The sequence below is a fragment of the Leptolyngbya sp. BL0902 genome (genome assembly GCF_016403105.1).
In the GTDB taxonomy this organism is placed as follows: domain Bacteria; phylum Cyanobacteriota; class Cyanobacteriia; order Phormidesmidales; family Phormidesmidaceae; genus Nodosilinea.
Genome location: NZ_CP046155.1, coordinates 223,630 through 246,182, shown reverse-complemented (window position 1 = coordinate 246,182; position 22,553 = coordinate 223,630). Strand labels below are relative to the sequence as shown.

The window sequence follows — 22,553 nt, the reverse complement described above, 5'->3', positions numbered from 1 at the left end:
AATCCCCCCGGCCAAATTGAGGCTAGATGACGGCGCGATCCACCGTACGGTATTTTCCGTACCCGAACCCTCCCCCCATTGGGCGAAATTTTGTCTATAAGGGGATAGGCGTTGTTGTGGCGGTCGGGCCGTTCTGGGGTAAGGGTATGACACATCCAAATCAGCATCCAACGAATCAAGACAGCACATTTCTCTACCCTGCCGAGGATGCTCAGCAAATCTTGAGTATCGCCATGGCCTGCCAGACAGAATCCGGCGACTTATCCCGCGCCCAGTTGCTGGAAATTGCCGAAGAACTAGGCATTTCTGCCGAAACCCTGGCCGAGGCCGAACGGGAATGGGACGTGAAGAAATACGAACTCGCCGACCAGCGCCAGTTTGACCGGGAACGCAAGCAGCGTTTTCAGCACAGCTTGTCCCGGTTTTGCTTTTTCATCGGATTCCTCTTCGTTCTCCTGATTCTGGCGGGGGGATCGGGAGGCTGGGCTGGGCTGGCGAACTTTCTGCTGTTCTTGCCTGGTGCTCCTTGGGGGCTGAAACTGGCCTGGGATGCATGGCGAATCTACCGCCCCAACGAGTACAGCTACACGAAAGAATTTCAGCGCTGGCGGCGGAAGCAGCAGATGCGGCGGGCCGTGGGTGGGGCGGTGCGGCGGCTGATGGGGTCTTTTTAGCGGCACAGTACAACCCGACAAAAAAGAGGTACAGGCTGGCTGTACCTCTTCAATCTGCATGGCTAACCTTCAGTTTAGGGTGAGGCTTTCCAGGTTGAGGGCCTCAGCCCTGCCCAGAACCCCATCTGGCCCTAGGACATCGCTTGAATGATGTAGTCGAAGTAGGGGGCGGCTTCAGCAGCGTCTTCGTCAGACAGCAGGTTGAGGGAAGCTTCCTTCAGGCAGCGCACCGCTTCGGCCATGCCGGGAACGGGCACGTTCAGGGCGTTATACATTTCGCGCACGCCAATCAGGCCAATGCTTTCGATGGGGGCCTTATCGCCTGCGATCACGCCGTAGGTGATCAGCCGCAGATACCAGCCATAGTCGCGTAGGCAGAGAGCACGCTGCTTTTGGCCAAAGGCATTGCCGCCGGGGGCGATGAAGTCGGGCCGACGACGCCACAGTTCGCGGCTGGCCTGCTCCACGATTTTCTTCTCATTTTCGGACAGGGTGCTGGCGATGCGCATCCGCTGCTCACCCGTTTTCAAAAAGTCTTCGATGGCCTTCAGCTCACCGCTAGTCGGGTAGCGCAGCTCATCATCAGCGTTCAAAATGACTTGGCTAACGACAGACATAGTTAATTAATGACTGGGGATGACTCTTTTATCTCTGATAGTGTAACGACTTGAGGGCGTCAGGGAAAGTTATCGGGCCATGATTTAGCCTAGATTTCTGACAGCAGAGAAATCGACTGCTAAGCCCTAGAAGCCTTGCCAGACAAAGAATAAGGGTGCCTCAGCGTCGATTGAAATGCATGAGAAACAGGCTTGATCCCGTAACGTTTCGATACATTAGAGCAGCATGGCGGATCGTTCTGCGAGGTCAGACCGTTCGCCCTTGGTGAGGGTGATGTGTCCAGCGATGGGCTCGTTTTTGAAGCGCTCTACCACGTAGGTGAGGCCGTTGCTGGCGGCATCGACGTAGGGGTTGTCGATTTGGTCGGGGTCGCCCGTGAGCACGACCTTGGTGCCTTCCCCGGCGCGGGTGAGGATGGTTTTGACCTCGTGGGGCGTCAGGTTTTGGGCTTCATCCACAATCAGGAATTGCTTGGGGATAGATCGGCCCCGGATGAAGGTGAGCGGCTCGATTTGTAGGAGGCCCTGGCTGATCATTTCCTCGTGGCCGCGCCGCCAGTGTTCGGGTTTGCCTCGGCTGTCTTGGGTACCAAAAATCAGGTCAAAGTTGTCGTAGAGGGGCTGCATCCAGGGGTTGAGCTTTTCGGTCATATCCCCCGGTAGGTAGCCGATGTCGCGGCCCATGGGAATGATGGGGCGGGCAATCAGCAGCCGTGAATAAAGCCGTTCATCGGCCACTTTTTGCACCCCGGCGGCAATGGCGAGCAGGGTTTTGCCCGTGCCAGCGCGGCCTACCAGCGTCACCAGGGAAATGGAATCTTGCAGCAGTAGTTCAAAGGCAAAGCGCTGTTCTCGGTTGCGAGGCTGCACCCGCGAGACTCCGGCGTGGGGCAACTTGCCCAGGGGGATAACTCTGCCGCTGTCGCCCTGCACGAAGCCGAGGGCAGTGTGGCCGGGATTGAACTCGTCTACCAGGGTGACGGCTTGGTTGGGGCAGAGGGCTTGATCGAGGCGCACATGCCCTTCGCTAAATAGTTGGCCCATGGTCTCGCCAGATACCATGACCTCAACGGTGCCCGTATAGAGGTCGTCGATGTCTACCTTGTCGGTTTCGTAGTCCTCTGCAACCACGCCCAGGGCGTCGGCCTTGATGCGCAGGTTGGTGTCTTTGCTCACCAACACCACGGGCAGATCGCGGTGATGGCGATACTCCATGGCCACGGCCAGGATGGCATTGTCGCCCTTGTCGCCCTCCAGTTCGGGCGGCAGTTGCATCAGGGTTTCCCGATGACACAGGGCCACCTTGAGAATTCCCCCCCGCTCTAGGGGAATGCCCTCAACGAGGGATCCTTGACGCCGCAGATCATCCAGGGTGCGCGACACATGGCGGGCATTGCGGGCCGTGTCTTCGGTACCTTTCTTGAAGCGATCCAGTTCTTCAATGATGGTGATCGGTAAGATGACATCGTTATCCTCAAACCTAAACATTGCCATCGGATCGTGCAGCAATACGTTGGTGTCGAGGACAAAGACTTTTTTCATAGGGGAAAAGCCACAGCGAGGTGTAGGAAGGATGCAGGGTTAATCTATGGTTGTTTTAGATTAAAAGCCGCCGCTTAGCCACTGTAACGGATCGGCCTATCCCTGCTGATCCCTAGGTTCTTGAATCTTGACAGGTTCAGGCCCCATCAGCAGACACGAGATCGCGTGCAACGCCGATTTTGCGTTAGAAGAGAGAGGAGGTATCCGAGTTTTTCCCATGACAGACGCTCCCCGACACATTTGCATCCTGGGCGGTGGCTTTGGTGGCCTGTATACGGCGCTGCGGCTAGGCCAACTGCCCTGGGAGGATCAGCCGCCAATCATCACCCTGGTGGATCATCGGGATCGCTTCCTCTTTTTGCCGCTGCTCTACGAACTGGTGACGGGGGAGCTAGAAACTTGGGAAGTGGCCCCCCCCTACGAGGAACTGCTGGCAGGCACCCAAATTCGCTTTCGGCAGGCGGAGGTCACAGGCGTTGATCTCGACCAAAAACAGGTCAGCCTCAGCCAAGGCTCACCCCTGACCTATGATTACCTGGTGCTGGCCCTGGGGGGCACCACGCCGATGGATATGGCCCCCGGTGTGGCCGACCACGCCCTAGCCTTTCGCACCCTGCAAGACGCCTATCAACTCAAGGAACGGCTGCGGATTTTGCAAGCCTCCGAGGCCGAAAAGATTCGCGTGGCGGTGGTGGGCGGTGGCTATAGCGGCGTTGAAGTGGCCTGCAAAGTGGCCGAACACCTGGGCAACCGGGGCCGAGTGCGCCTGGTAGAACGCACGGATACCCTGCTGCGTACCTCCCCAGAGCACAACCGCCAGGTAGCCCAAAAGGTGCTGGCCGACCTAGGGGTTTGGGTAGATTTAGAAACCGCCGTGGAGAACGTCACCGCCGACACCATTAGCCTCACCTTCCGTGACCAAACCGACATTCTGCCCGTGGATGTGGTGCTGTGGACGGTGGGCACCCGCGTCAACGATATAGTTGCAAACCTGTCCCTCAAGCACAACGAACGGCGACAAATCGTTGTGCAGCCCACCCTAGAAGCGGTGGATCACCCCGGCATCTATGCCCTAGGTGATTTGGCCGACTGCCGCGATGCCGACGGCCAGCAAATGCCCACCACCGCCCAAGTGGCACTCCAGCAGGCCGATTTTGTGGGTTGGAACATCTGGGCCACCATGACGGATCGGCCCCCACTGCCCTTCCGCTACCGCCACCTTGGCGAAATGATCACCCTCGGCACCCACCGTGCTACCCTCACCGGACTGGGCATTGAACTGGAGGGCGAACTGGCCCATGTGGCACGCCGTTTAGCCTATCTGTACCGGATGCCCACCCTCTCCCACCAAATCCGCGTCGGGCTAAACTGGATGACCCAACCCCTACGGGATGTGCTGTCCTCAATTGCCTAATCCTCGATTTCCTAAACCGATTTCCTAAACTGATTTCCCAAGTTTGCCGATGTTCTGATCGGCCACTCCAGCCATGACCTACACGCCCCTGCCCCAAGTTATCTTTCTTGATGCCGTTGGCACCCTGTTTGGGGTGGCGGGCACGGTGGGCGACATCTATGCCGACATTGCCCAGCGCCATGGCGTTACGGTCGATCCCAAAGCCCTTAACCAGTCCTTCTTCCGCACCTTCAATGCCGCCCCCACCATGGCTTTCCCCGGCTGCGATCCCGCCACCATTCCCCAGCGGGAATACCACTGGTGGCGGGTGCTGGCCCAACAAACCTTCAGCAGCGCCGGGGTAATCGACCAATTTGTGGATTTCGATAGCTTCTTTGCCGACCTCTACGCCCACTTTGCCACTGCCGCCCCCTGGAAAGTCTATGCCGATGTGCCCGTAGCCTTGCAACGCTGGCAGCGGCGCGGCATCGAGTTGGGCATTATCTCCAATTTTGATTCCCGCCTCTATAAGGTTCTGGAAGCCCTGCACCTAGCCGACTTTTTCCAGTCCGTCACCATCTCCTCTGAGACCGGAGCCGCCAAACCTGATCCACTGATTTTTCAAGCTGCCCTACAAAAGCACCGCTGCGATCCGGCCCAAGCATGGCACCTTGGCGATAGCGAAGCGGACGACTTCCACGGAGCCAAGGCCGCTGGCGTTTGGGGTGTGTGGCTGAAGCGCCCTTAACAGTTCGTAGCAGCCGCAAAATCGTTGCAAATCTATAGAAACCCCCAACCTTTTTGATGGGCGGCCCTGGGTTACGTCTAGGGCTACCAGCGCAAGGACGAGCGAACATTCCCTAGGTTCAAGCTGGCCTGCTTGCTCAAGACACGCTCTGGCTGAGCCAATTTCGCGGCAGGGTAGACGGTGCAGACGGCGCTATGGCCGCACCTAACCCAGTCTTGGCCTTTGCGTTGCCTGGTTGACTGTTCAGGCAATCTCCCGTCTTTGCGTACTTTTCTTAGGGGCTGGAGTGGGCAAACTGGCACTGCGGTTAGGGACTAGCGGTGAATATTCTGCGCTAGAAGATTTAAGGATTATAATTTTGTTATTGCATTAATTTAATTTTATATAAAACACAAAATTTGTTTTAGCGCATAAAAATGCCTTAAAAAAGATTCTGAGATATCAGGGGTACTCCAACAGCTTTATCGGCTGCTATAGGCCAATTTAAGCCCTCTGCCATTCCCCACGCCCCTTCTCATCACCCGTGGGCTGTGCGCATAATCCAAACAGCCGAAACACCCTGGGCTGCGTCAGACCCCATCGACGTAGACCAAGTTTGAAAACAGCTCCTCTGGGGATGCCTTGCCAAGGGCGGGTCGCCTATTCCCTCACCGCAAGGTGCCCCTGGGTGAACTGTTACCCCAAGGTTTTGTGGCCCTCACCCTAAATCCCTCTCCCATGTTGGGAGAGGGACTTTGAAGAAAACCTCTTGCTCCCCTCTCCTTCCTGGGAGAGGGGCCGGGGGTGAGGGCTTCCCACTTCTCGTTTGCCCTACCTACATCGCGTCATCCCTATGGACAACCAGACACTCAAGCTCTCTGTTTATGGAAAAGGGGGCATTGGCAAGTCCACCACCAGTTGCAATATTTCGGTGGCCCTGGCCAAACGGGGTCGTAAGGTGTTGCAAATTGGCTGCGACCCCAAGCACGACAGCACCTTTACCCTCACCGGGTTTCTGATTCCCACCATCATCGACACCCTGCAAGAAAAGTCCTTCCACTACGAAGACGTATGGGCCGAGGACGTGATCTACAAGGGCTATGGCGGCGTGCATTGCGTGGAAGCGGGTGGCCCTCCAGCGGGGGCGGGCTGCGGCGGCTATGTGGTGGGCGAAACCGTGAAGCTGCTGAAGGAACTGAACGCCTTCGACGAGTTCGACGTGATTTTGTTTGATGTGTTGGGCGACGTGGTCTGCGGCGGGTTTGCGGCCCCGTTAAACTATTCCGACTACTGCATGATCGTCACCGACAACGGTTTTGACGCCCTGTTTGCCGCCAATCGCATCGCCGCTTCGGTACGGGAGAAAGCGCGAACCCACCCCCTGCGGCTGGCGGGGCTGATCGGCAACCGCACCTCTAAGCGCGATTTGATCGACAAGTACGTCGAGCATGTGCCCATGCCCGTACTGGAAATTCTGCCGCTGATTGAGGACATCCGCATTTCCCGCGTGAAGGGCAAAACGGTGTTTGAAATGGCGGAGAGCGATCCTTCTCTGGAACCCGTCTGCCAGTATTACCTCAACATCGCCGACCAAATTCTCTCCCGTCCCGAAGGCGTGGTGCCCACGGAAACCCCCGACCGCGACCTATTCAGCCTGCTGTCGGACTTTTATCTCAACCCACCCGCCGATGCCCCCAAACAAGAGGCGGAGGAAATGGATCTGATGATGGTTTAATCCCCGCTGCAAAGATCTCACCGGATGAAGTTCTGATTTTGGAGGGCTGCATTATCATCGGTACGCAGCCATTCAAATTAGCAAAAGAGTCAGGATTATGGCCTTTTTTGAGAACTTTACCCAGGTCATCCGCCAAAAGTGGTTGGACTATGTGCAAGCCAATCGCGGCTGGTTGACCCTGCAAATGCAGCAAACCTCTGTCCGCACGCCCGATGGGGGTCGCCGACCGTCCTCTTTCCTCATTTTGGGGGTGGTCAATGCCTTGGAACCCAAGCTCTCGAACCTGATGGTGCCCTTCTACCAGCTCAACCCTGATGAAGATGCGCTGGTGCAGGTGTTGGGTCTCAATTTCGACCCAGAGATGATTTTGGACAATGGCGAAGAAACGACCACCATCGATGCCAACGAAGATCATCCCCTTTTGTCCGATGGCTCTGATCTCTAGCGAACGTCCCTTGCGTACCCGACCTGTATATCACTGACTCCGAGCGCGGTTTTCTGGTTTAATCCATCTCGACCCTGAGATCGGCGAACTCCGCCCCGAGGATTTGTGAACAGTAAACAACTGCGGCGATCGCTAAAAATCAAGTGGCTGTCCTACTACCGCGACAACCGCGAGTGGATCGATAAATTGGGCATTTGGGTGACTCTCGACGGCCAACGGCGACCGTCATCGGGCTTCATTTTGGGGGTATTGTCCACCCTCGAACCCGACCTTAACAATCTGCTGCCCCTGGTCGTCAGCCTAAGCAGCAGCCCCGACCGAATTATTGCCGCCCTGGGCCTAAACACCAACCCGGTGAAGGAGCTAGAGGCGTTGGCGAAGGCACAACCCATTCTGCCCCGCAGCGCCCGCCCCGAGGTTTCCCTGGTGCCAGCGGAGGAGGTTTCCGAACCGGAGGCCATCCCCCCCGTACCGCTAACCCTCGATGTGGCCCCTCCACCGCCCCCCACCCACGATGACGAGGTTTGCACCGGATCCGGTGGGCGGGAAAACGACAGACCCAGGTAGGCCCGTCCCCCAGTCCCCTACTCGATCCCTAGCCATGACCCTTGCCCAATCTCAACCCAACACCTCTGCTCTGGAATTTGACTGCGACACCGGAAACTACCACACCTTTTGCCCGATTAGCTGCGTGGCGTGGCTGTACCAAAAAATTGAAGACAGCTTCTTTTTGGTGATCGGCACCAAGACCTGTGGCTACTTTCTCCAAAATGCGATGGGGGTGATGATCTTCGCCGAACCCCGCTACGCCATGGCCGAATTGGAAGAAGCCGACATCTCCGCCCAACTCAACGACTACGAGGAACTCAAGCGGCTGTGTGAGGGGATTAAGCGCGACCGCAACCCCTCGGTGATTGTCTGGATTGGCACCTGCACCACCGAGATCATCAAAATGGATCTCGAAGGGCTGGCCCCTCGCCTGGAAGCGGAAATCGGCATTCCCATCGTCGTCGCCCGCGCCAACGGATTAGACTACGCCTTCACCCAAGGAGAAGACACCGTCCTCGCCGCCATGGCCCAGCGCTGCCCCACCAGTGAGGAAGTTACCCCCGCCGAAAAAGAAGAACGCAGCGGCATCCAAAAACTGCTCAGCTTTGGCCGCAAAAAAGAAGAGGTGGCCATCGAAGAAACCCCCTACCACGACCACCCGCCCCTCGTCCTGTTCGGCTCTGTGCCCGATCCCATCGTCACCCAAATGACCCTGGAACTGAAGCGGCAGGGCATCAAAGTCTCCGGCTGGCTGCCCGCCAAACGCTACACCGACCTCCCCGTCATCGACGAAGGCTACTACGTGGCAGGCATCAACCCCTTCCTGTCGCGCACCGCTACCACCCTGATGCGCCGCCGCAAGTGTAAGCTCATCGGTGCCCCCTTCCCCATCGGCCCCGACGGCACCCGCGCCTGGGTCGAAAAAATCTGCTCTGTCTTCAACATCGAACCCCAGGGTATGGAAGAGCGCGAAGCCAAAATTTGGGAATCCGTAGAAGACTACCTGGAGATCATTCGCGGCAAATCCGTCTACTTCATGGGCGATAACCTGCTGGAAATTTCCCTGGCCCGCTTCCTCACCCGCTGCGGCATGACGGTGCAAGAAATCGGCATCCCCTACATGGACAAACGCTACCAAGCCGCCGAACTCGCCCTGCTAGAAAAAACCTGCAACGAAATGGGCACCCCCCTACCCAAAATCACCGAAAAACCCGATAACTACAACCAAATTCAACGCATCCAAGAACTACACCCCGACCTGGTGATCACTGGAATGGCCCACGCCAACCCCCTAGAAGCTCGCGGCATCAGCACCAAGTGGTCGGTGGAGTTCACCTTCGCCCAAATCCACGGCTTCAGCAACACCCGCGACATCCTAGAACTGGTGACACGCCCCCTCCGCCGCAACGACAGCCTCAAAGACCTCGGCTGGGAGAAGTTGGTGAAGGAAGAAGCGAAGGTGTAAGCGGCCCCAAAACCCAGGGTTCTTACTCCAGAACCCTGGGTTCCTTAAATAACTCCAGCCGCGCAGATCTGGCTAACCGTCAAATTGAGGCCAGGAAAGGTTGGAGATTGCAGCCAATCATCCCCATGAAGCACCTGTTTTTGATAGCGATCACCCTCCAATACACACAGCGTTACCGTGGGCTGTTTGGGGGTGCCAATGTAGTCGCGCCCCCCTAGCCCTAGGTAGTCCACAATCCAGTATTCAGGCACACCTAGCAGGGCGTAGTCTTCGGTTTTGCGGGCATAGTCGTTTTGCCAGTTGGTGCTCACCACTTCCACCACGAGTTTGACGGATGTTCCCCGACAAATGACGGGTTCCTGCTGCCACAGCGGTTCTTGAGCCAACTGGGTCTGGTCTAGCACCACCACATCGGGCCGAAAGGCGGTTTCGGTGCCCAGCAGTTTGATCAGGCAGCGGTAGGGAATCACGTAGGGCGCGTTTTGTTGATCGATAGCAACATTGAGCTTTCGCCCCACAAAGCCTGCAACCTGCTCATGGATGCCTGTGGGTTCCAAGTCGGTTAGCTCTCCATCGATGAGTTCGTACTGGGGGTTGTCGCCATAGTGATCAATGAAGTCACGGACGGTCAGGAGTTGGGGCTGAAGTTGAACCATAGGGTGAGACCAAGCCAGAAAATCACTCGCTAGGGGATAGCTTCCATGATGTAGCAACCTCATGAGTTGCGATAGTCTAAATGTATCACAGTCATTCAATAATCTAAAGAAATGTAACTAAGTTGCGATCTTGATGTGCCGATGTTGATCTTGCGTAGTCTTTGGGGAATCTTAGTAGAGAATGTTCAAATGACCTATGCTCATTGTCTAGTATCTTGTACCTCTAGCATACATGTCTCTCACTGTTGAAAGGTAAGTTATAAATGGTTAAAGAGTCAGTCGCAAAAAAAGAATTCGCAGGGTTGATTTCTCAAGTTACTGAGCAAAATGTTCAAGAAGAGCAGGTAAGTCACCGTCTAGTATTTATTATGGCGTTGGCAATTCCACTAATAGGAGTGATGTATGCAGATAATCAGGTTACGGAAGCTGAGAAGCAGGTAATCAAGTCTGCACTGGGTCAATTTCTGCCTCCTCAAAGCTATATAGGAAAACTTGTCAAGCCTATTTTTCAAGGTATTCAGAAGCACAAGTTATACTCCAAGAAAGAAGTTTTTAAGAAATTTGCTGGTCAGCTGACTGATTCCGAGAAAATCCTCATTCTAGGACTATGCTGTGAAGTTGCATCTGCTGACGAAGATCTAGCTGAAAAAGAAGATAAATATATTGAAATTGTTGCAAGAATTCTTGGAGTAGATGCTAAATACCGTTTATTCTTTTATGGCACAATAAATGATAAGCCTGAAGACGGGGAAGCAGTCTCTGAAATTTATACACTGCTAGATCCACATCACTTTCAGGCGCTTGATCCTGCGTTTATGAATGCAGCAGAGATTCTGAGGACTAAGCTTGGCGAAAAGGAGATAGAAAGAAATACAAGTTCAGACTTGAAGATTTCATATGATGAGCTTGAGAAATTCAGCAAAGTTAAAGGCCGATTAGCCCAAATCGCATCTGAACTATTTGATTTAATTAAGCAAGGTGCTGATCGAGAATTGATATCTGAAGCCCTGAAGAATGAAGCTGCTCAAGTATTGGATAAAGCTCAGTCTCAGTATTTTCGACTAGCAGTCATAGGTGAATTTAGTCAGGGTAAATCAACGCTGCTCAATGCTTTATTAGGATCGGAAATTCAGCCTGTTAGGGCTATTCCATGCAGTGGTACTGTGACAGTTTTAAGGCATGGTGAAAAATATCGTGTAATCTGCCGATACAAAAATGGAGAAGAAGAAGAGGTTCCACTGGAAAAATATAAGGAACTGGCCTCAATCTCTCAAGAAGCGGCTTTGCTAAATATTGCTGAGGAGTTATCCAAATCAGACATCCAGGAAATAGTATTTGAACATCCAGATCTGGAGTTGTGTCGGCATCAAGTTGAAATTATTGACTCTCCTGGATTGAATGAGCACCCTGAACGAACAGCTATCACTCATCAGCTCTTAAAAAATACTGACGCAGTGATTTTCATGGCTAATGCTTCACGCTCTTTTACGCAGACTGAAATGGAGCTACTTGAGTTTCTACGAAAACAGCTAAATGATGGAGATTCTCAAGGCCCAAGTGAAAGTCTATTCGTTGCAGTTAATTTTATAGATCTGTTGCGCCGTGAAGAGGATAGAGAGCAGGTCAAACAGAGAGCTAATAACTTTCTGCTGGGTTCAAAGCCTATCATTACAGGCAAAGATAGGGTGCATTTTATTTCTGCACAAGCGGCTTTAGACGCGATATTAGAAGGGAATGACAATGAATATCTGAAAGGTTTTCAGCAGTTCACTCAATCAATTCAAGTCTTCTTGACAGAAGAGCGCGGCTCTTTAGTCATAGAAAAACTGAAAAATTCTCTTACTCGAATCATTGAGGAAGCACAGCTTGGATTAAGGCAAAGTATCCAAATTTTGGAAGGTGAAATTAGCTTATCTGAATCTGAGCGCAGTCAAATTATTGAGCAAATTGGTGCTGCTAGTGGTCGTGAGATCAAGCTCCGACTCTTACGAGATGATTTAGTTAATGAGGTTCTAGATGATGTCAATGAGGCGTGGAAGGAATGGCTTGATGGTGTAGAAGATCGAATTGCGGAAAAGAGCGCTGAATGGATTTCTGAAGCAGAAGGCAAGGAGAAAATCCTTAGAGATTTTGCAAATCAATTTCTCAATGACTTGTCAGAAGATTTGGATAATTGGCTAGACAAAACAGTAAAAGATAAACTCTTGATACCTAAACTTAAAGAGTTTGATAAGGAGATTTTTGAGAATCTCAACTCAATCTACGAAAATCTTAAGTCAATCGACTTAGTATCTAGTTCGAGCTTAAGTCAACAGTTCAGATTATCGTTGTCGCATTTCGGAGTTAATATACAATTTGAGTCAAACTTAAATCCAAGTTCAATTAACGGCGATGGTATATTCGGCGTTTTTAAAACTCTAGGTAGTGGCGGATTACTTGGTGGGGGAGTAGCCGGAGGATTAGCTTTCCTTGGTGTAGGATTTCTGCCAATTCTATTAGCTGGAATGGCAACATCAGCAGTTGTAGGGTGGTTTTTTGGCTCTGACTCAGAAAAAATCATCTTGCAAATGAAGCAAGAGGTATACAATAAAGGCTTTGAGAAATTTTCAAATTCCTTAGAAGAAATCGGAGATAATATTGGCGAAGGCGTAGTAAAAGCTATTGATTCTCAATACGAAAATGCTATCAAGGCTATTCAGCATTCGATTTCTCTTCTCGATGGAATCTTGAGTAGGCAAAGCGCTATTCATCAGGAGACCATTGACTCTAAAAGAGCAAAAAAAGCTTTTGCTTCTGACAAGCTATCAAGTCTTTCTAGTATTGAATCTAGTCTTAATAGCTTGCCATCCTCCAGCAGTTGAGTTGGAAATAATCAGCGTCTTTATCAGTTCAGTTGTGAGCCATCTCCGAAATGTTATATCAGTTTTCTCCCATCATTCAAGCTGGCATAGAGGCTGGCAAATATGCTGTGGTAATGTCCAAGTCAGGTGTACCACTGAGTATGGTGCGCTATGCTACTGGCCCTCAGGCGGGTCAAATTGCAGCTCATGCTATAGGAGTAGCTAGTAATAGTGCTGGAATAGCAGCCATGGGTTTAAACCCTCTTACGGCTGTAGTTCCCATGGCGATGAGTGCTGGACAACTTTATCAAGGACAGATTACCTTGAATGCGGTTAAAGCCCTGTCAGCATCAGTAGCAACGTTACAAGCTACAACAGCAGTTCTTGGAGTTGGAGTTGCTGCCACTGGAGTTCTTGCAGCAGTAAACCTTTGGCAAACTTTAAAACTCCGAAAGGATATCAAACAGATGAGATTAGAGATTAACAATGGATTTCTGAATCTCCATGAAGCTTTAGCCGATCAGGGAGAAGAAATCCTGAAACACGTTGATCGAGTAGCAAAAGATGTTGAATTTAGCCATCATCGCACGATCCTCGTGCAAGCCTATGGAAAATTTAAGAAGGCATTAAGTCGGCTTCAGACAGCCTTAACCATCAAAGATATTGGTCGTCGTAATGATGAAATAACAGCTTCTAGAAATATGCTCTTCGATGCCCTAGCTGACTACAGCAATGATCAGTTGCTAGAGGGGATTTCGCCAGCAGCCTATCTACGTCGTAGAGAATGTGTGTGGGCTATTGAGCAGGCCATTGCCATGACATTTCAGATACAAAGTGATTTTCCTGCGGTTGGCAGTCGTCTTGTTGAACTAGAGCAGATAATTCGACAAGATGCCACTAACATCATCTCAGATATACAGGAGGCTGATGAACTAGATTTTATTTTCCCAGAAATTCTACGGATTCATGATCATGATTTAGCAACTATTTCTGCTTGGCAATCACATGTAGACTGGTATCAGACATTGGATGTCAAAGAACTGCAACAGCTTGCAGCCTTGCCCGCCGTAGATGAAACAGTCTTGGAGACAGTTAGAGATGAGTCGAAAATTGAGTTAACAAAGCCCCCTGAGTATGTTTACTACGAAAAAGCTCAGGAGCAATCCCACTTCAGCGCGATACGAGACAGTCTTCTGATACTCATAGATTCCGATCAAAGATCAAAGGCTCAAGACTACATTGTTGAAAGAGCCGCTTTGGAAAATTTGTCAGCGCTCACCATAGAGAATTTGCAGAAAGCTACTCCGCTGACAATCTCTAACTTAGATTACTATTTCATCATACGCGATGAATCTCTTGAGTCTGAAGAGGAAGATGTCGAAATGGCGAATTCTAATTAAAGAAATTAACGCTAATTTGTCCTGGCCCCATTGTCATTGGCTGCAAGACAATTGTAATTGCTCACACGAAATCTAGGCATCCAACTAGACTCCATTTCCTTTGCTATAGCAGTCCTAGGTCATTCGTAAGAACAAGAGCCAGACTCATCAAGGGCTCCACGCCTGTCATCACTCATAAATCATTTAGGACTGCTATACAATGCGCAATATCAACCGCCACTAAAGCCAGCCCAACACCAATGACAGATCCAGAACTGCGCCAACTCGTTGAAAGCAATGCCCGCACCGCCCAAGCCATGCTGGATACAATGGCCGAAGCACGGCTAGAGCGGGAAGAAGCCCGTGGCGAGTTTCAGGCAGGTATGCAGCGGCTAGAGGAAGCGATTCAGCGCCTGACCACCTTGCAAGCAGGCATAGTCCAGCTTTTAGCGTCTCTCGATGAAGATCGCCCCACGGTTCTACGCAAGCTCACCAGCATCGACAACAAAGTAGATCACCTATTGGATGCTTAGTCTCCATGATCCTGCAGGATGCGCGAGTGAAAGATGTCCACTTTACGGAAGACACCATCAGTGTCGATCTAATGGATGGGCGTTCGATCACGGTGCCGTTGGTATGGTATCCACGCCTGCTGAATGCGACACCAGAACAGCTTGCCCAATGGGAAGTCTGCGGCGGCGGCTACGGCATCCACTGGGAAGCCCTCGACGAAGATCTGAGCACCGAAGGAATGCTGCGCGGTGCCCCTGCCCCAGAAGCAGCGGTTTCATCTTGTTTTAAGGGGGATGTTCCCCCAGCTTGACCCATAATTTTCTCACCCGAGTCATTTGCGGGCGATTCATCTGGAGGGCAGCTATGGTGGCACGCCCGGTAGGGGTTAATCCAACCACCTCGGTGGCATCAGCATTCCAGACAAAATGGTCACTCCAGCGCTGTTGTTGCGGATGAAACAGGGGCGTAGCTGCCTGCGTTTCTGGATCGACGGCTGTTTGACGACTGGCCTTATGACGATTACAGCTAGGGCACGATAGGCAAAGATTCTCAAAGGCGGTAACGCCCCCTGCGGAACGTGGCACGATGTGCTCGAGTTCAAAGGTTGTGACAGTCAAAGACTCTGCGGTATGACAATAGGCACAGCAGTTAGCAAAGCGTTCCCGAAGCTGACGCTGTAGAACGCTGGGGATATAGACACTCACGAGGCTATCGACCCTGCCGAGTTTAACTGTTGTAGGGTGTAGCGAGCTCTGGCTTTGAGTAGGTTGAGATCATCCACCCGCGCCAAGAGTTGATTGAGGGTAGCTAAGTCTTCTGCGACGAGTTCTCCCTCGGCATTTTGGCTCAATAAGTTATGGAGCTGGCTTTGAGCGTCTATCGATAGGGCGCTTTCTGCCAATACAACCAGTTCCTCGTGGTTTAGCCCCGTCAGCAACTCAGGGTCATTATGAGTAGCCATGAGCCGCTGGTAGGTGGCTAAATCCAACAAGACCGCCACCCGCTCCCCTAGTTCATCCGTTACGTAGCGCACATCTTGAACCATGGCTGACTCCGTCAACTTGCTAGAATTAGCATCCATACTGCACTAATTTTAGTCAAGGCCATGTCCTTAAATCCAAGTAGATCCTTTGAAAACCGACATTCCGCAGGTTGACAAAAAGAATATTTGGGGTAACTAAGGTAAGCTCAGGGCAAGAATGGGGATTGTGCCTTGGAGATAGAAAACCTGGATCACTTGGGCTTAGTGGCGGCGTTAGTGGATGAGATCGGCCTGGTCGAGCTCACCAATGAAGTTCTGGCCCCCATCCGCTAAACCACATCAGCCCCGGGCAAGTGGTGAAAGCGATGATTCTGAACGGGTTGGGATTTGTCAGCGCGCCGCTGTACCTATTTAGTCAGTTTTTTGAGGGCAAGCCGGTGGAGCACCTGCTGGGGGAGGGGATTACGGCAGGGCACCTGAACGATGACCGGTTGGGTCGGTTGCTAGATCAGTTGTTTGAGTACGGGACGACGCTGTTTTTTCTCAAAGCGGCGATGCAGGCGGTGAGGCGTTTTGGGGTGAGGGTGTCTCAGTGCCATCTAGACTCGACCTCCTTTGCTCTCGACGGGGAGTATGCCTCTGAGAGCGGGACTGAGTTGGGCTACCAATGGCAGGCGACGCTGGAACGCACCGCTGAGTACGAGGCCCAGTACCAACAGCGCCATCGTCGCTTCATTCTAGCCACCAATGTCCTGGATGAAGACGCCTACCCCGCCGAGCGCCTCCTGCGCGAGTACAAGGCCCAGCAGCAGGTCGAGCGTGGCTTTCGCTTCCTCAAAGCCCCCCTCTTCTTCACCAGCAGTGTCTTTGTCAAAAAGCCCCAACGGGTGGAAGCCCTCGCCCTCATCATGGCCTTGACCCTGCTGGTCTATAGTTTGGGGCAGCGTCAACTCAGAGCCCAACTCGCCCAAGCCGATGACACCGTGCTCGACCAAAAGCAACGCCCCACTCGCACGCCCACCTTTCGCTGGATTTTGCAGAAGTTTCAGGCCATTCATCTGGTCTCCACGGGAAACGCTCAGCAGGTCAGCAACCTCTCGGATGAACGCCGCAAGATCATTCGCCTCATGGGCTTTTCGGCCTGCCAGTACTACCTCCTAAATTAACTCCTGTCAACCTGCGGAATGTCGGTTCTTACCCTGGAAACAGGGATTTATGAGCAGTTTGGGAATAATGTTCTCATGTTGGCGCGTCAACTAAATATGCCGTCCAATCCTACAACGGCAAGAAGACCTCAAGAAGCTCAGAGATCTCAAAATCAGTCTACCAGAAAGCCCTAGCGACTTTAACTTAGGCGACCTTGGTTCTATTGACAAAGAAGTGTTGGATGGATTGGCAAAGCGTAATCCATGATGGGCAAGAATTTGATACATTACGCTATCGCTCACCCATCCTATGGTCTTGCTATTCTAATCCTCTCTCCTAAGCGATTTCTACCACGCAGTCGGCTGAAACCTGAGGTCATTAGCCACAGTAACCGTATCTCCAGCTTGCTTAATTACAAATAGCCCTCGTTGATAGGCATAGCGGTCTACCCCTGCATCAATTTCAATCCCCGCTACCGCACCGTGGATATGGTAAGTACCGTATTGGGGAAAAGCCTGCTTAAACTTGGGCAATCGGGTCAAAAAATCCTCTACATCCTGACGAGAAAGACGAGATTTGACCTCAATCGCCACGGCCACATCCCCATTCACCGCCAGAATATCAATCTCCATTTCGGCCCCAGGGCGCTGAGACTTGAGCCGACGAGAGGTTTCCTGTACCTCAATGCCCCGCTCTTGGAACAACCGCACCACCGCAGGTTCCACCAGGTTTTCGACAAACTGGCCCCATCGAGTCGTTAGCCCAGCCACCTCGCGGCTGGTGTTGGCAGCAATTTGCTCCAGCCGCTTCAACCGCCGATCCGCCTCCGCTGCCCGCTGATCCGCCTCCGCTGCCCGCCGATCCGCCTCTGCTGATCGCCGATCTGCTTCTGCTTGGGATCGACGAAATAGCTCATAAATATCTTCGATGGTGACGGGATCAGCCATACCTGTACCGCAGAGTTATACGTCCTATTCTAATTCTTCCTCCGAAATGATCCCTCCCAGGCGGTCGGCTGAAGTTGGAGATGGGCCACAGCAGCGGTGTCACCAGTTTGCCTAAGCGTGAAGGGGATTTAATTGAGAGCATTGCCGCTCGGCTTAGGGATGCGAGAGTCGGAATAGAGCCAGATAGAATAGGGCCATGGCGTTTCGCAGGTTTGTTTATGCCAGCCACCGTTGCCGTTCATCTGCCGCAGACCTTGCGGGTCAGCGAAGAGCAGTTTGTCGCCATCGTCCAGGCCAATCCCGACCTGCGCCTAGAACGGACGGCCACAGGAGAACTAATCGCCATGTCGCCAACGGGTAGCGAGAGTGGTAGCTACAACTCTGAACTCATCGCTGATGTCGCGCTCTGGAATCGACGCATTAGGCTGGGCAAGGTGTTTGATTCCTCTAGCGGGTTTCGGTTGCCCAATGGGGCGATTCGTTCCCCGGATGTGGTCTGGGTGGCGATGGAACGCTGGACGGCCCTCAGCCCCGACCAACGCCAGGGATTTGCGCCCCTCTGTCCTGATTTTGTGATGGAACTGCTGTCGGCCACTGATGATGGGGCAACGCTGCAAGCCAAGATGCAGGAATATATGGACAACGGCTGTCGGCTGGGCTGGCTAGTGAACCCCAAAACCCGCACGGTGGCGGTGTATCGTCCCGATGTGGCCCCGGAAGTCGTGCCTTTTACGGTGACGCTCTCCGGGGAATCCGTCTTGCCGGGATTTGAACTCAACCTCCATGCTTTGTTACCGCTGGAGATGGCATGACTAAGACGGCATCCCTTCCCCCCGGCCTGCTAATCCGCACGGGCAAATGGGTGTGGACAACCCTCTGGCAGCGGATGATGGCCCAAATGGCCCCCAGCAACGAGGGCGGCGACTATCAGCGGCCCCCCAGCCAGTGCCGGGGCGAGCTTTCCGCCAATGGCCCCCATCCTCCGGCGGATCAGCGCTATGGGTTGATGGTGGGGATGGGCTGTCCTTGGGCGCACCGCACGTTGATCGCCCGCGCCCTGAAGGGGTTGGAGGATGCGGTGGCGGTGGTGGTGGTAGAACCCTCGCCGGATGAGGGCTGCTGGGTGTTTCCGACGCCCTTCCAGAATTGCCGCACCCTGCCGGAACTCTACCGACAGGCGGGCATTGGCGGACGGGCGACGGTGCCTGTGCTGTGGGATTTTGACGCCAAAGCCATCGTCAACAACGACAGCGGTGAGATCATCCAAATCCTCAACCAATCGCTCAACGAGTTTGCGACCAATCCCGATCTCGACCTCTATCCCGCCGCCCTCAAAACCGAGATTGATACCTGGAACGAGCGCATCTACGCCAGCGTGAACAATGGCGTATATCGCTGCGGCTTTGCCCAAACCCAGGCCGCCTACGACCGCGCCTGTGGGGAACTGTTCGACACCCTGGACGCCATCGAGCAAACCTTATCCACCCAGCCCTACCTCTGTGGCGAGGCCCTCACCTTGGCAGATGTGCGCCTTTTCCCGACGCTGTTTCGCTTCGATGCAGTGTACTACAGCCTGTTCAAATGCAACCGCCGCCGCATTCAAGACTATCCCGCCCTCTGCCGCTACGTCCAAGCTCTATACCAGCAGCCGGGAGTGGCCGCTACCTGCGATCTGGCGGCGGTCAAGCGCGACTACTACGGCAACCTGTTTCCCCTCAATCCGGGGGGCATCATCCCCGCTGGGCCAGAGTTGCCCTACCTCAGTCTAGGTTAAGCTCAGCCATCCTATGCCCTGACTGACCTCACCCTAAATTCCTCTCCCATGGGGCTACTGCGTATACATAAGTCCTGAAACCCCTGCTGCCGGGGCTTTCCCCACCCTACGGGAAGCAAGCTACATCCCCCAACCCCTTCTCCCAGGACGGGCTACTAAGTACACACAAGTCAGGTTGGAGTAGGATGCGGTTAGTAATCGTGGGGGAATTGCGGTGGAAAATCCTATCCTAATTCACGCTGAAGTATCACAGGGCAGTGCTTTTGGGGATCGCCGCCTGGAAAAAAGGGGGCGGCGCTGTATGACTCTATGCGTGAGTCGCTATCGGTGAACATCCGGGCGATGAGCCGCAACCGAGCGGAACAGGTAGGGTACTATCGCTTTCTGGAGAATCAGAATGTGAGCGTCTCAGAACTGGTCAGGAGTGCCGCAGACCACTGCCAGCAACAGGTGGCGGGGCGTCATGTGTTGGCTATCAGCGACAGTAGCGAAATTAACTTGCAGGCTCAGGCGAAGCATCTCAAGCCTGAGGACGTCGGGGTGGTCGGCAATCATCGTGATATCGGGTTTTTCGTCCATCCGACCCTAGTGGCCGATGCGGAGAGTGGCTTTCCCTTGGGCTTGAGTGCGATTCAACGATGGCATCGTGACCCGAAACGACCCGACAAACATCAGCGGCACTATCCTCAGTTGCCGATTGAGGAGAAAGAATCCTATAAGTGGCTGCGCTCTGCCGAGGACAGTCGAGTCCCCTTGATGGCTGGGGATGCTGTGTGTGTGACCCATGTGGGTGACCGTGAGAGCGATATCTACGAAGAGTGGGTTCGGGTGCCTGATGCCCACACGCACCTGTTAGTGCGCGCTTGCCGTAACCGACGACTGCACGATAAGTCCACGATGCTCTACGAGACACTGGCTCAGCAACCCGTTGAGGGCACCTATGCCGTTGAGGTGCTGGCCGACCCTCGTGGTCACCGAGAGTCCCGTGAAGCTTGGCTAGCGGTGCGCTTTACGCCCGTTACCCTTCGCCGCCCCCGGAAGGTCGATGCCCACGACTATCCCGAATTGGTTTCCCTCTATGCCGTGGAGGCCAAAGAGGTCACGCCACCTGCCGGAGTCAAGCCCATTCATTGGCGCTTACTGACGACCCATCCCGTCACGACCGTGGAGCAAGCGTTACAAGTGATTCAGTGGTATCGGTGGCGCTGGCAGATTGAACAGTTCTTTGCGTTGCTTAAGCGAGTCGGCCTTGACCTTGAATCCACCCGCCTGGAGTCGGTTAAGGCCATTGAACGCCTCACCATCCTGGCCTTAATGGTGACCTTGAGGCTGCTCCAACTGAAAACCGGTCGAGCCGATGAATCTCTCTCCGCCTCGGTGACCTTTAGCGAACCGCAACAGCAATGCCTGGAGCAGTTGATGCCGACGTTGCAGGGGCGAACCCGAAAACAGCAGAATCCCTTCTCCCCAGGCTCCCTACCTTGGGCCACTTGGCTCATTGCACGCCTGGGGGGATGGTCGGGCTATCGCTCCCAACCGCCACCCGGCATTCGTACCTTGAGCCAAGGACTTAGAAAATTTGAGGCCATCTTTGAGGGATGGTCACTCGCCCAAAGCTCAGTTGTGTGTACTTAGTAGCCCAGGACGGGAGAAGGGGAGCCAGATGCAGCCGGAAACGCTTGTCTTGCTTCCCCCTCTCCCATTTTTGGGAGAGGGGGACTGAGGGGGTGAGGGCTGAGATGTGTGTCACAGTAGCCCATAGGGATAGGGGCTGGGGGTGAGGGCTAGGGCACTAGGGGGGCGATGGTGGCCTCTGGCCCTAGGAGGACGATGGTGGGATCGCGGAAGAAAGCTTGGGCCACGGCTTCGGCATCCAGGGCGGTGACGGCGTTGATCAAGTCGGGGAATTGCTGATCAAATTCCACCCCTAGGCCCAAAATTTCGTACCAGCCCAGCAGTTGGGCCAGTTGGGCATTGGTCTGCTTGCCGAGGGCGTATTGGCCCAGCAGTTTATTTTTGGCGGCTTGCAGTTCGTCTTCGGTGAGCAGGGTCTCCCGCAGGCGCTCGACCTCAAACCGCAGACCCTCTAGGGCGGTGGCGGCGTTGCCGGGGGCGGTGCCAATGTAGGCCACAAACTGCGACTGGCCCAGGCGCGTGGGGTAGAAGGCGGACACATCGTAGGCGAGGCCGCGTTTTTCCCGTAGTTCCACAAACAGGCGGCTAGACAGCCCGTTGCCCAGGTAGGTGTTCAGCAGCTTGAGGGCGGCATAGGCGGGATGCTGCACCGAGGCTCCGTCGTAGCCCACCATCACAATGGCCTGGTTGGTGTCTTGAAAGAGGGGAAGCCGGGTATGGGGGGGCGTTACGGTGGGAAATTGCAGCGTGGGGGGCGGCGTGGTAGGCACGGCCCAATCGCCCAGGGTGCGCTCTACTTGGGCGACGGCGGCTTCGGGGCTGATGCGGCCCACCACCGTGACCACCAGGTTATCGGGGCGGAAGTGCTGGCGATGGAACGCCCGCAGGCTGTCTTGGGTGAAGGCGGCCACGCTGGCTTCGGTGCCAACGCTGGAGAGGGCGTAGGGGTGGGATCCATACATGGCCTGCCGCAGCTCGTTGAAGGCCACCGTGAAGGGCTGCTCCTGCATGGATCGAATTTGCTGGAGGGTGAGCCGTTGTTCGAGGTCAATTTCGGCCTCTGGAAAGCTGGGGCGGCGCAGCAGGTCGGCGGCGAGGGAAAAGATGTCCTCAAAGTCGGCGGCGACGGTTTTGAGGCTGATGACGCTGTAGTCGGTGGTGGCATCGGTGCCCAGGCTGGCCCCGACGGATTCCACCGCTTCGGCAATGTCCATCGACGATAGGCTCTCGGTGCCCTTGGTCAGCAGGCCCATCAGAAAACTGACTAAACCCGCATCGGCTGGGGTTTCAAAGGCGCTACCCGCTCGAATAAAAATGCGGGCCGAAATAATATCCGCCACGGGGTTTTCGAGCACGAGGAGCGTTAGCCCATTGGCCAAGACGGTGCGATGCAGGCGGGGTGCGTGTAGGAGAGATGCGGTCACAGGCAGGATGTAGGGATAGGGGACGGGGGGAGTGGGAAGTGGGAAGTCGGGAGTGGGAAGTGGGGAGTCGGAAGTGGGGAGTCGGGAGTTAGGGATCGTGTAATGGGGAT

At 54.0% G+C, this 22,553-nt stretch carries 21 protein-coding genes and 1 pseudogene; 15 read left to right on the top strand and 7 right to left on the bottom strand.

The window, feature by feature from the left end; all coding sequences use genetic code 11:
• The first annotated feature begins 146 nt into the window (after positions 1-146).
• The gene (locus GFS31_RS01070) at positions 147-674 is read left to right on the top strand and encodes a 2TM domain-containing protein (protein WP_198806481.1); all 528 of its coding nucleotides are present in this window, start codon (positions 147-149) and stop codon (positions 672-674) included.
• 131 nt (positions 675-805) lie between these two features.
• On the opposite strand, the gene GFS31_RS01065 is transcribed toward GFS31_RS01070, so the two are convergent.
• Together GFS31_RS01065 and GFS31_RS01060 are read right to left on the bottom strand one after the other, a co-directional pair.
• Entirely contained in the window at positions 806-1,291 is a 486-nt protein-coding gene (locus GFS31_RS01065; RefSeq protein ID WP_198806480.1) for an allophycocyanin subunit alpha-B, read from the bottom strand.
• A 216-nt stretch (positions 1,292-1,507) separates the two neighbouring features.
• On the bottom strand, positions 1,508-2,833 hold the full coding sequence (locus GFS31_RS01060) for a PhoH family protein (protein WP_198806479.1): 1,326 nt from the start codon (positions 2,831-2,833) through the stop codon (positions 1,508-1,510).
• A gap of 217 nt (positions 2,834-3,050) precedes the next feature.
• On the opposite strand from GFS31_RS01060, the gene GFS31_RS01055 reads away from it, so the two are divergent.
• The 6 genes from GFS31_RS01055 (at position 3,051) to GFS31_RS01030 (ending at position 9,147) form a co-directional block, all read left to right on the top strand.
• The gene (locus GFS31_RS01055; protein WP_198806478.1) at positions 3,051-4,247 is read left to right on the top strand and encodes an NAD(P)/FAD-dependent oxidoreductase; all 1,197 of its coding nucleotides are present in this window, start codon (positions 3,051-3,053) and stop codon (positions 4,245-4,247) included.
• A 73-nt stretch (positions 4,248-4,320) separates the two neighbouring features.
• The gene (locus GFS31_RS01050; RefSeq protein ID WP_198806477.1) at positions 4,321-4,974 is read left to right on the top strand and encodes an HAD-IA family hydrolase; all 654 of its coding nucleotides are present in this window, start codon (positions 4,321-4,323) and stop codon (positions 4,972-4,974) included.
• An 832-nt stretch (positions 4,975-5,806) separates the two neighbouring features.
• A complete protein-coding gene (bchL, locus tag GFS31_RS01045) occupies positions 5,807-6,688 on the top strand; it encodes a ferredoxin:protochlorophyllide reductase (ATP-dependent) iron-sulfur ATP-binding protein (protein ID WP_198806476.1) in 882 nt (293 codons plus the stop codon).
• Positions 6,689-6,785: 97 nt separating this feature from the next.
• Complete coding sequence (locus GFS31_RS01040; RefSeq protein WP_198806475.1) at positions 6,786-7,133, top strand: DUF5331 domain-containing protein; 348 nt, start codon at positions 6,786-6,788, stop codon at positions 7,131-7,133.
• Positions 7,134-7,238: 105 nt separating this feature from the next.
• Positions 7,239-7,700, top strand: a complete 462-nt coding sequence (locus GFS31_RS01035; RefSeq protein ID WP_198806474.1) for a DUF5331 domain-containing protein — start codon at positions 7,239-7,241, stop codon at positions 7,698-7,700.
• Positions 7,701-7,734: 34 nt separating this feature from the next.
• The gene (locus tag GFS31_RS01030) at positions 7,735-9,147 is read left to right on the top strand and encodes a ferredoxin:protochlorophyllide reductase (ATP-dependent) subunit N (protein WP_198806473.1); all 1,413 of its coding nucleotides are present in this window, start codon (positions 7,735-7,737) and stop codon (positions 9,145-9,147) included.
• A gap of 44 nt (positions 9,148-9,191) precedes the next feature.
• On the opposite strand, the gene GFS31_RS01025 is transcribed toward GFS31_RS01030, so the two are convergent.
• A complete protein-coding gene (locus tag GFS31_RS01025; RefSeq protein WP_198806472.1) occupies positions 9,192-9,803 on the bottom strand; it encodes a Uma2 family endonuclease in 612 nt (203 codons plus the stop codon).
• Between the two features lie 263 nt (positions 9,804-10,066).
• Here GFS31_RS01025 and GFS31_RS01020 point away from each other — a divergent pair, with 263 nt between their 5' ends.
• The 4 genes from GFS31_RS01020 to GFS31_RS01005 all read left to right on the top strand — a co-directional run bounded on the left by GFS31_RS01020 (position 10,067) and on the right by GFS31_RS01005 (position 14,845).
• Positions 10,067-12,664: a dynamin family protein gene (locus tag GFS31_RS01020; protein WP_198806471.1), complete on the top strand. Its 2,598-nt coding sequence runs from the start codon at positions 10,067-10,069 to the stop codon at positions 12,662-12,664.
• Positions 12,665-12,714: 50 nt separating this feature from the next.
• Positions 12,715-14,043: a hypothetical protein gene (locus GFS31_RS01015; RefSeq protein WP_198806470.1), complete on the top strand. Its 1,329-nt coding sequence runs from the start codon at positions 12,715-12,717 to the stop codon at positions 14,041-14,043.
• A 239-nt stretch (positions 14,044-14,282) separates the two neighbouring features.
• Complete coding sequence (locus tag GFS31_RS01010) at positions 14,283-14,555, top strand: hypothetical protein (protein WP_198806469.1); 273 nt, start codon at positions 14,283-14,285, stop codon at positions 14,553-14,555.
• A gap of 26 nt (positions 14,556-14,581) precedes the next feature.
• Positions 14,582-14,845 carry a DUF2442 domain-containing protein gene (locus GFS31_RS01005; protein WP_263974875.1) on the top strand — a complete coding sequence of 88 codons (264 nt, stop codon included), beginning with the start codon at positions 14,582-14,584 and terminating at the stop codon, positions 14,843-14,845.
• Here GFS31_RS01005 and GFS31_RS01000 read toward each other — a convergent pair.
• On the bottom strand, positions 14,820-15,239 hold the full coding sequence (locus tag GFS31_RS01000) for an HNH endonuclease (RefSeq protein ID WP_198806467.1): 420 nt from the start codon (positions 15,237-15,239) through the stop codon (positions 14,820-14,822). The genes GFS31_RS01005 and GFS31_RS01000 overlap by 26 nt on opposite strands.
• Entirely contained in the window at positions 15,236-15,580 is a 345-nt protein-coding gene (locus tag GFS31_RS00995; protein WP_198806466.1) for a hypothetical protein, read from the bottom strand. The genes GFS31_RS01000 and GFS31_RS00995 overlap by 4 nt, the downstream gene beginning before the upstream one ends.
• Positions 15,581-15,748: 168 nt before the next feature.
• Here GFS31_RS00995 and GFS31_RS00990 point away from each other — a divergent pair.
• Positions 15,749-16,683 (top strand): annotated as a pseudogene (locus tag GFS31_RS00990) (IS1634 family transposase).
• Positions 16,684-17,010: 327 nt separating this feature from the next.
• On the opposite strand, the gene GFS31_RS00985 reads toward GFS31_RS00990, so the two are convergent.
• Positions 17,011-17,610 (bottom strand): hypothetical protein, encoded by a 600-nt coding sequence (locus GFS31_RS00985; protein WP_198806465.1) that lies wholly within the window; start codon positions 17,608-17,610, stop codon positions 17,011-17,013.
• Between the two features lie 218 nt (positions 17,611-17,828).
• Here GFS31_RS00985 and GFS31_RS00980 point away from each other — a divergent pair, with 218 nt between their 5' ends.
• The 3 genes from GFS31_RS00980 to GFS31_RS00970 all read left to right on the top strand — a co-directional run bounded on the left by GFS31_RS00980 (position 17,829) and on the right by GFS31_RS00970 (position 21,019).
• Positions 17,829-18,422 (top strand): Uma2 family endonuclease, encoded by a 594-nt coding sequence (locus tag GFS31_RS00980; protein ID WP_198806464.1) that lies wholly within the window; start codon positions 17,829-17,831, stop codon positions 18,420-18,422.
• The gene (locus tag GFS31_RS00975; protein ID WP_198806463.1) at positions 18,419-19,384 is read left to right on the top strand and encodes a glutathione S-transferase family protein; all 966 of its coding nucleotides are present in this window, start codon (positions 18,419-18,421) and stop codon (positions 19,382-19,384) included. Before GFS31_RS00980 ends, GFS31_RS00975 begins: the two co-directional genes overlap by 4 nt.
• 309 nt (positions 19,385-19,693) lie before the next feature.
• Complete coding sequence (locus GFS31_RS00970; protein WP_198805430.1) at positions 19,694-21,019, top strand: IS4 family transposase; 1,326 nt, start codon at positions 19,694-19,696, stop codon at positions 21,017-21,019.
• A gap of 149 nt (positions 21,020-21,168) precedes the next feature.
• Here GFS31_RS00970 and GFS31_RS00965 read toward each other — a convergent pair whose 3' ends face one another.
• Positions 21,169-22,443, bottom strand: a complete 1,275-nt coding sequence (locus GFS31_RS00965) for a M16 family metallopeptidase (protein WP_225907522.1) — start codon at positions 22,441-22,443, stop codon at positions 21,169-21,171.
• Positions 22,444-22,553: the final 110 nt, after the last annotated feature.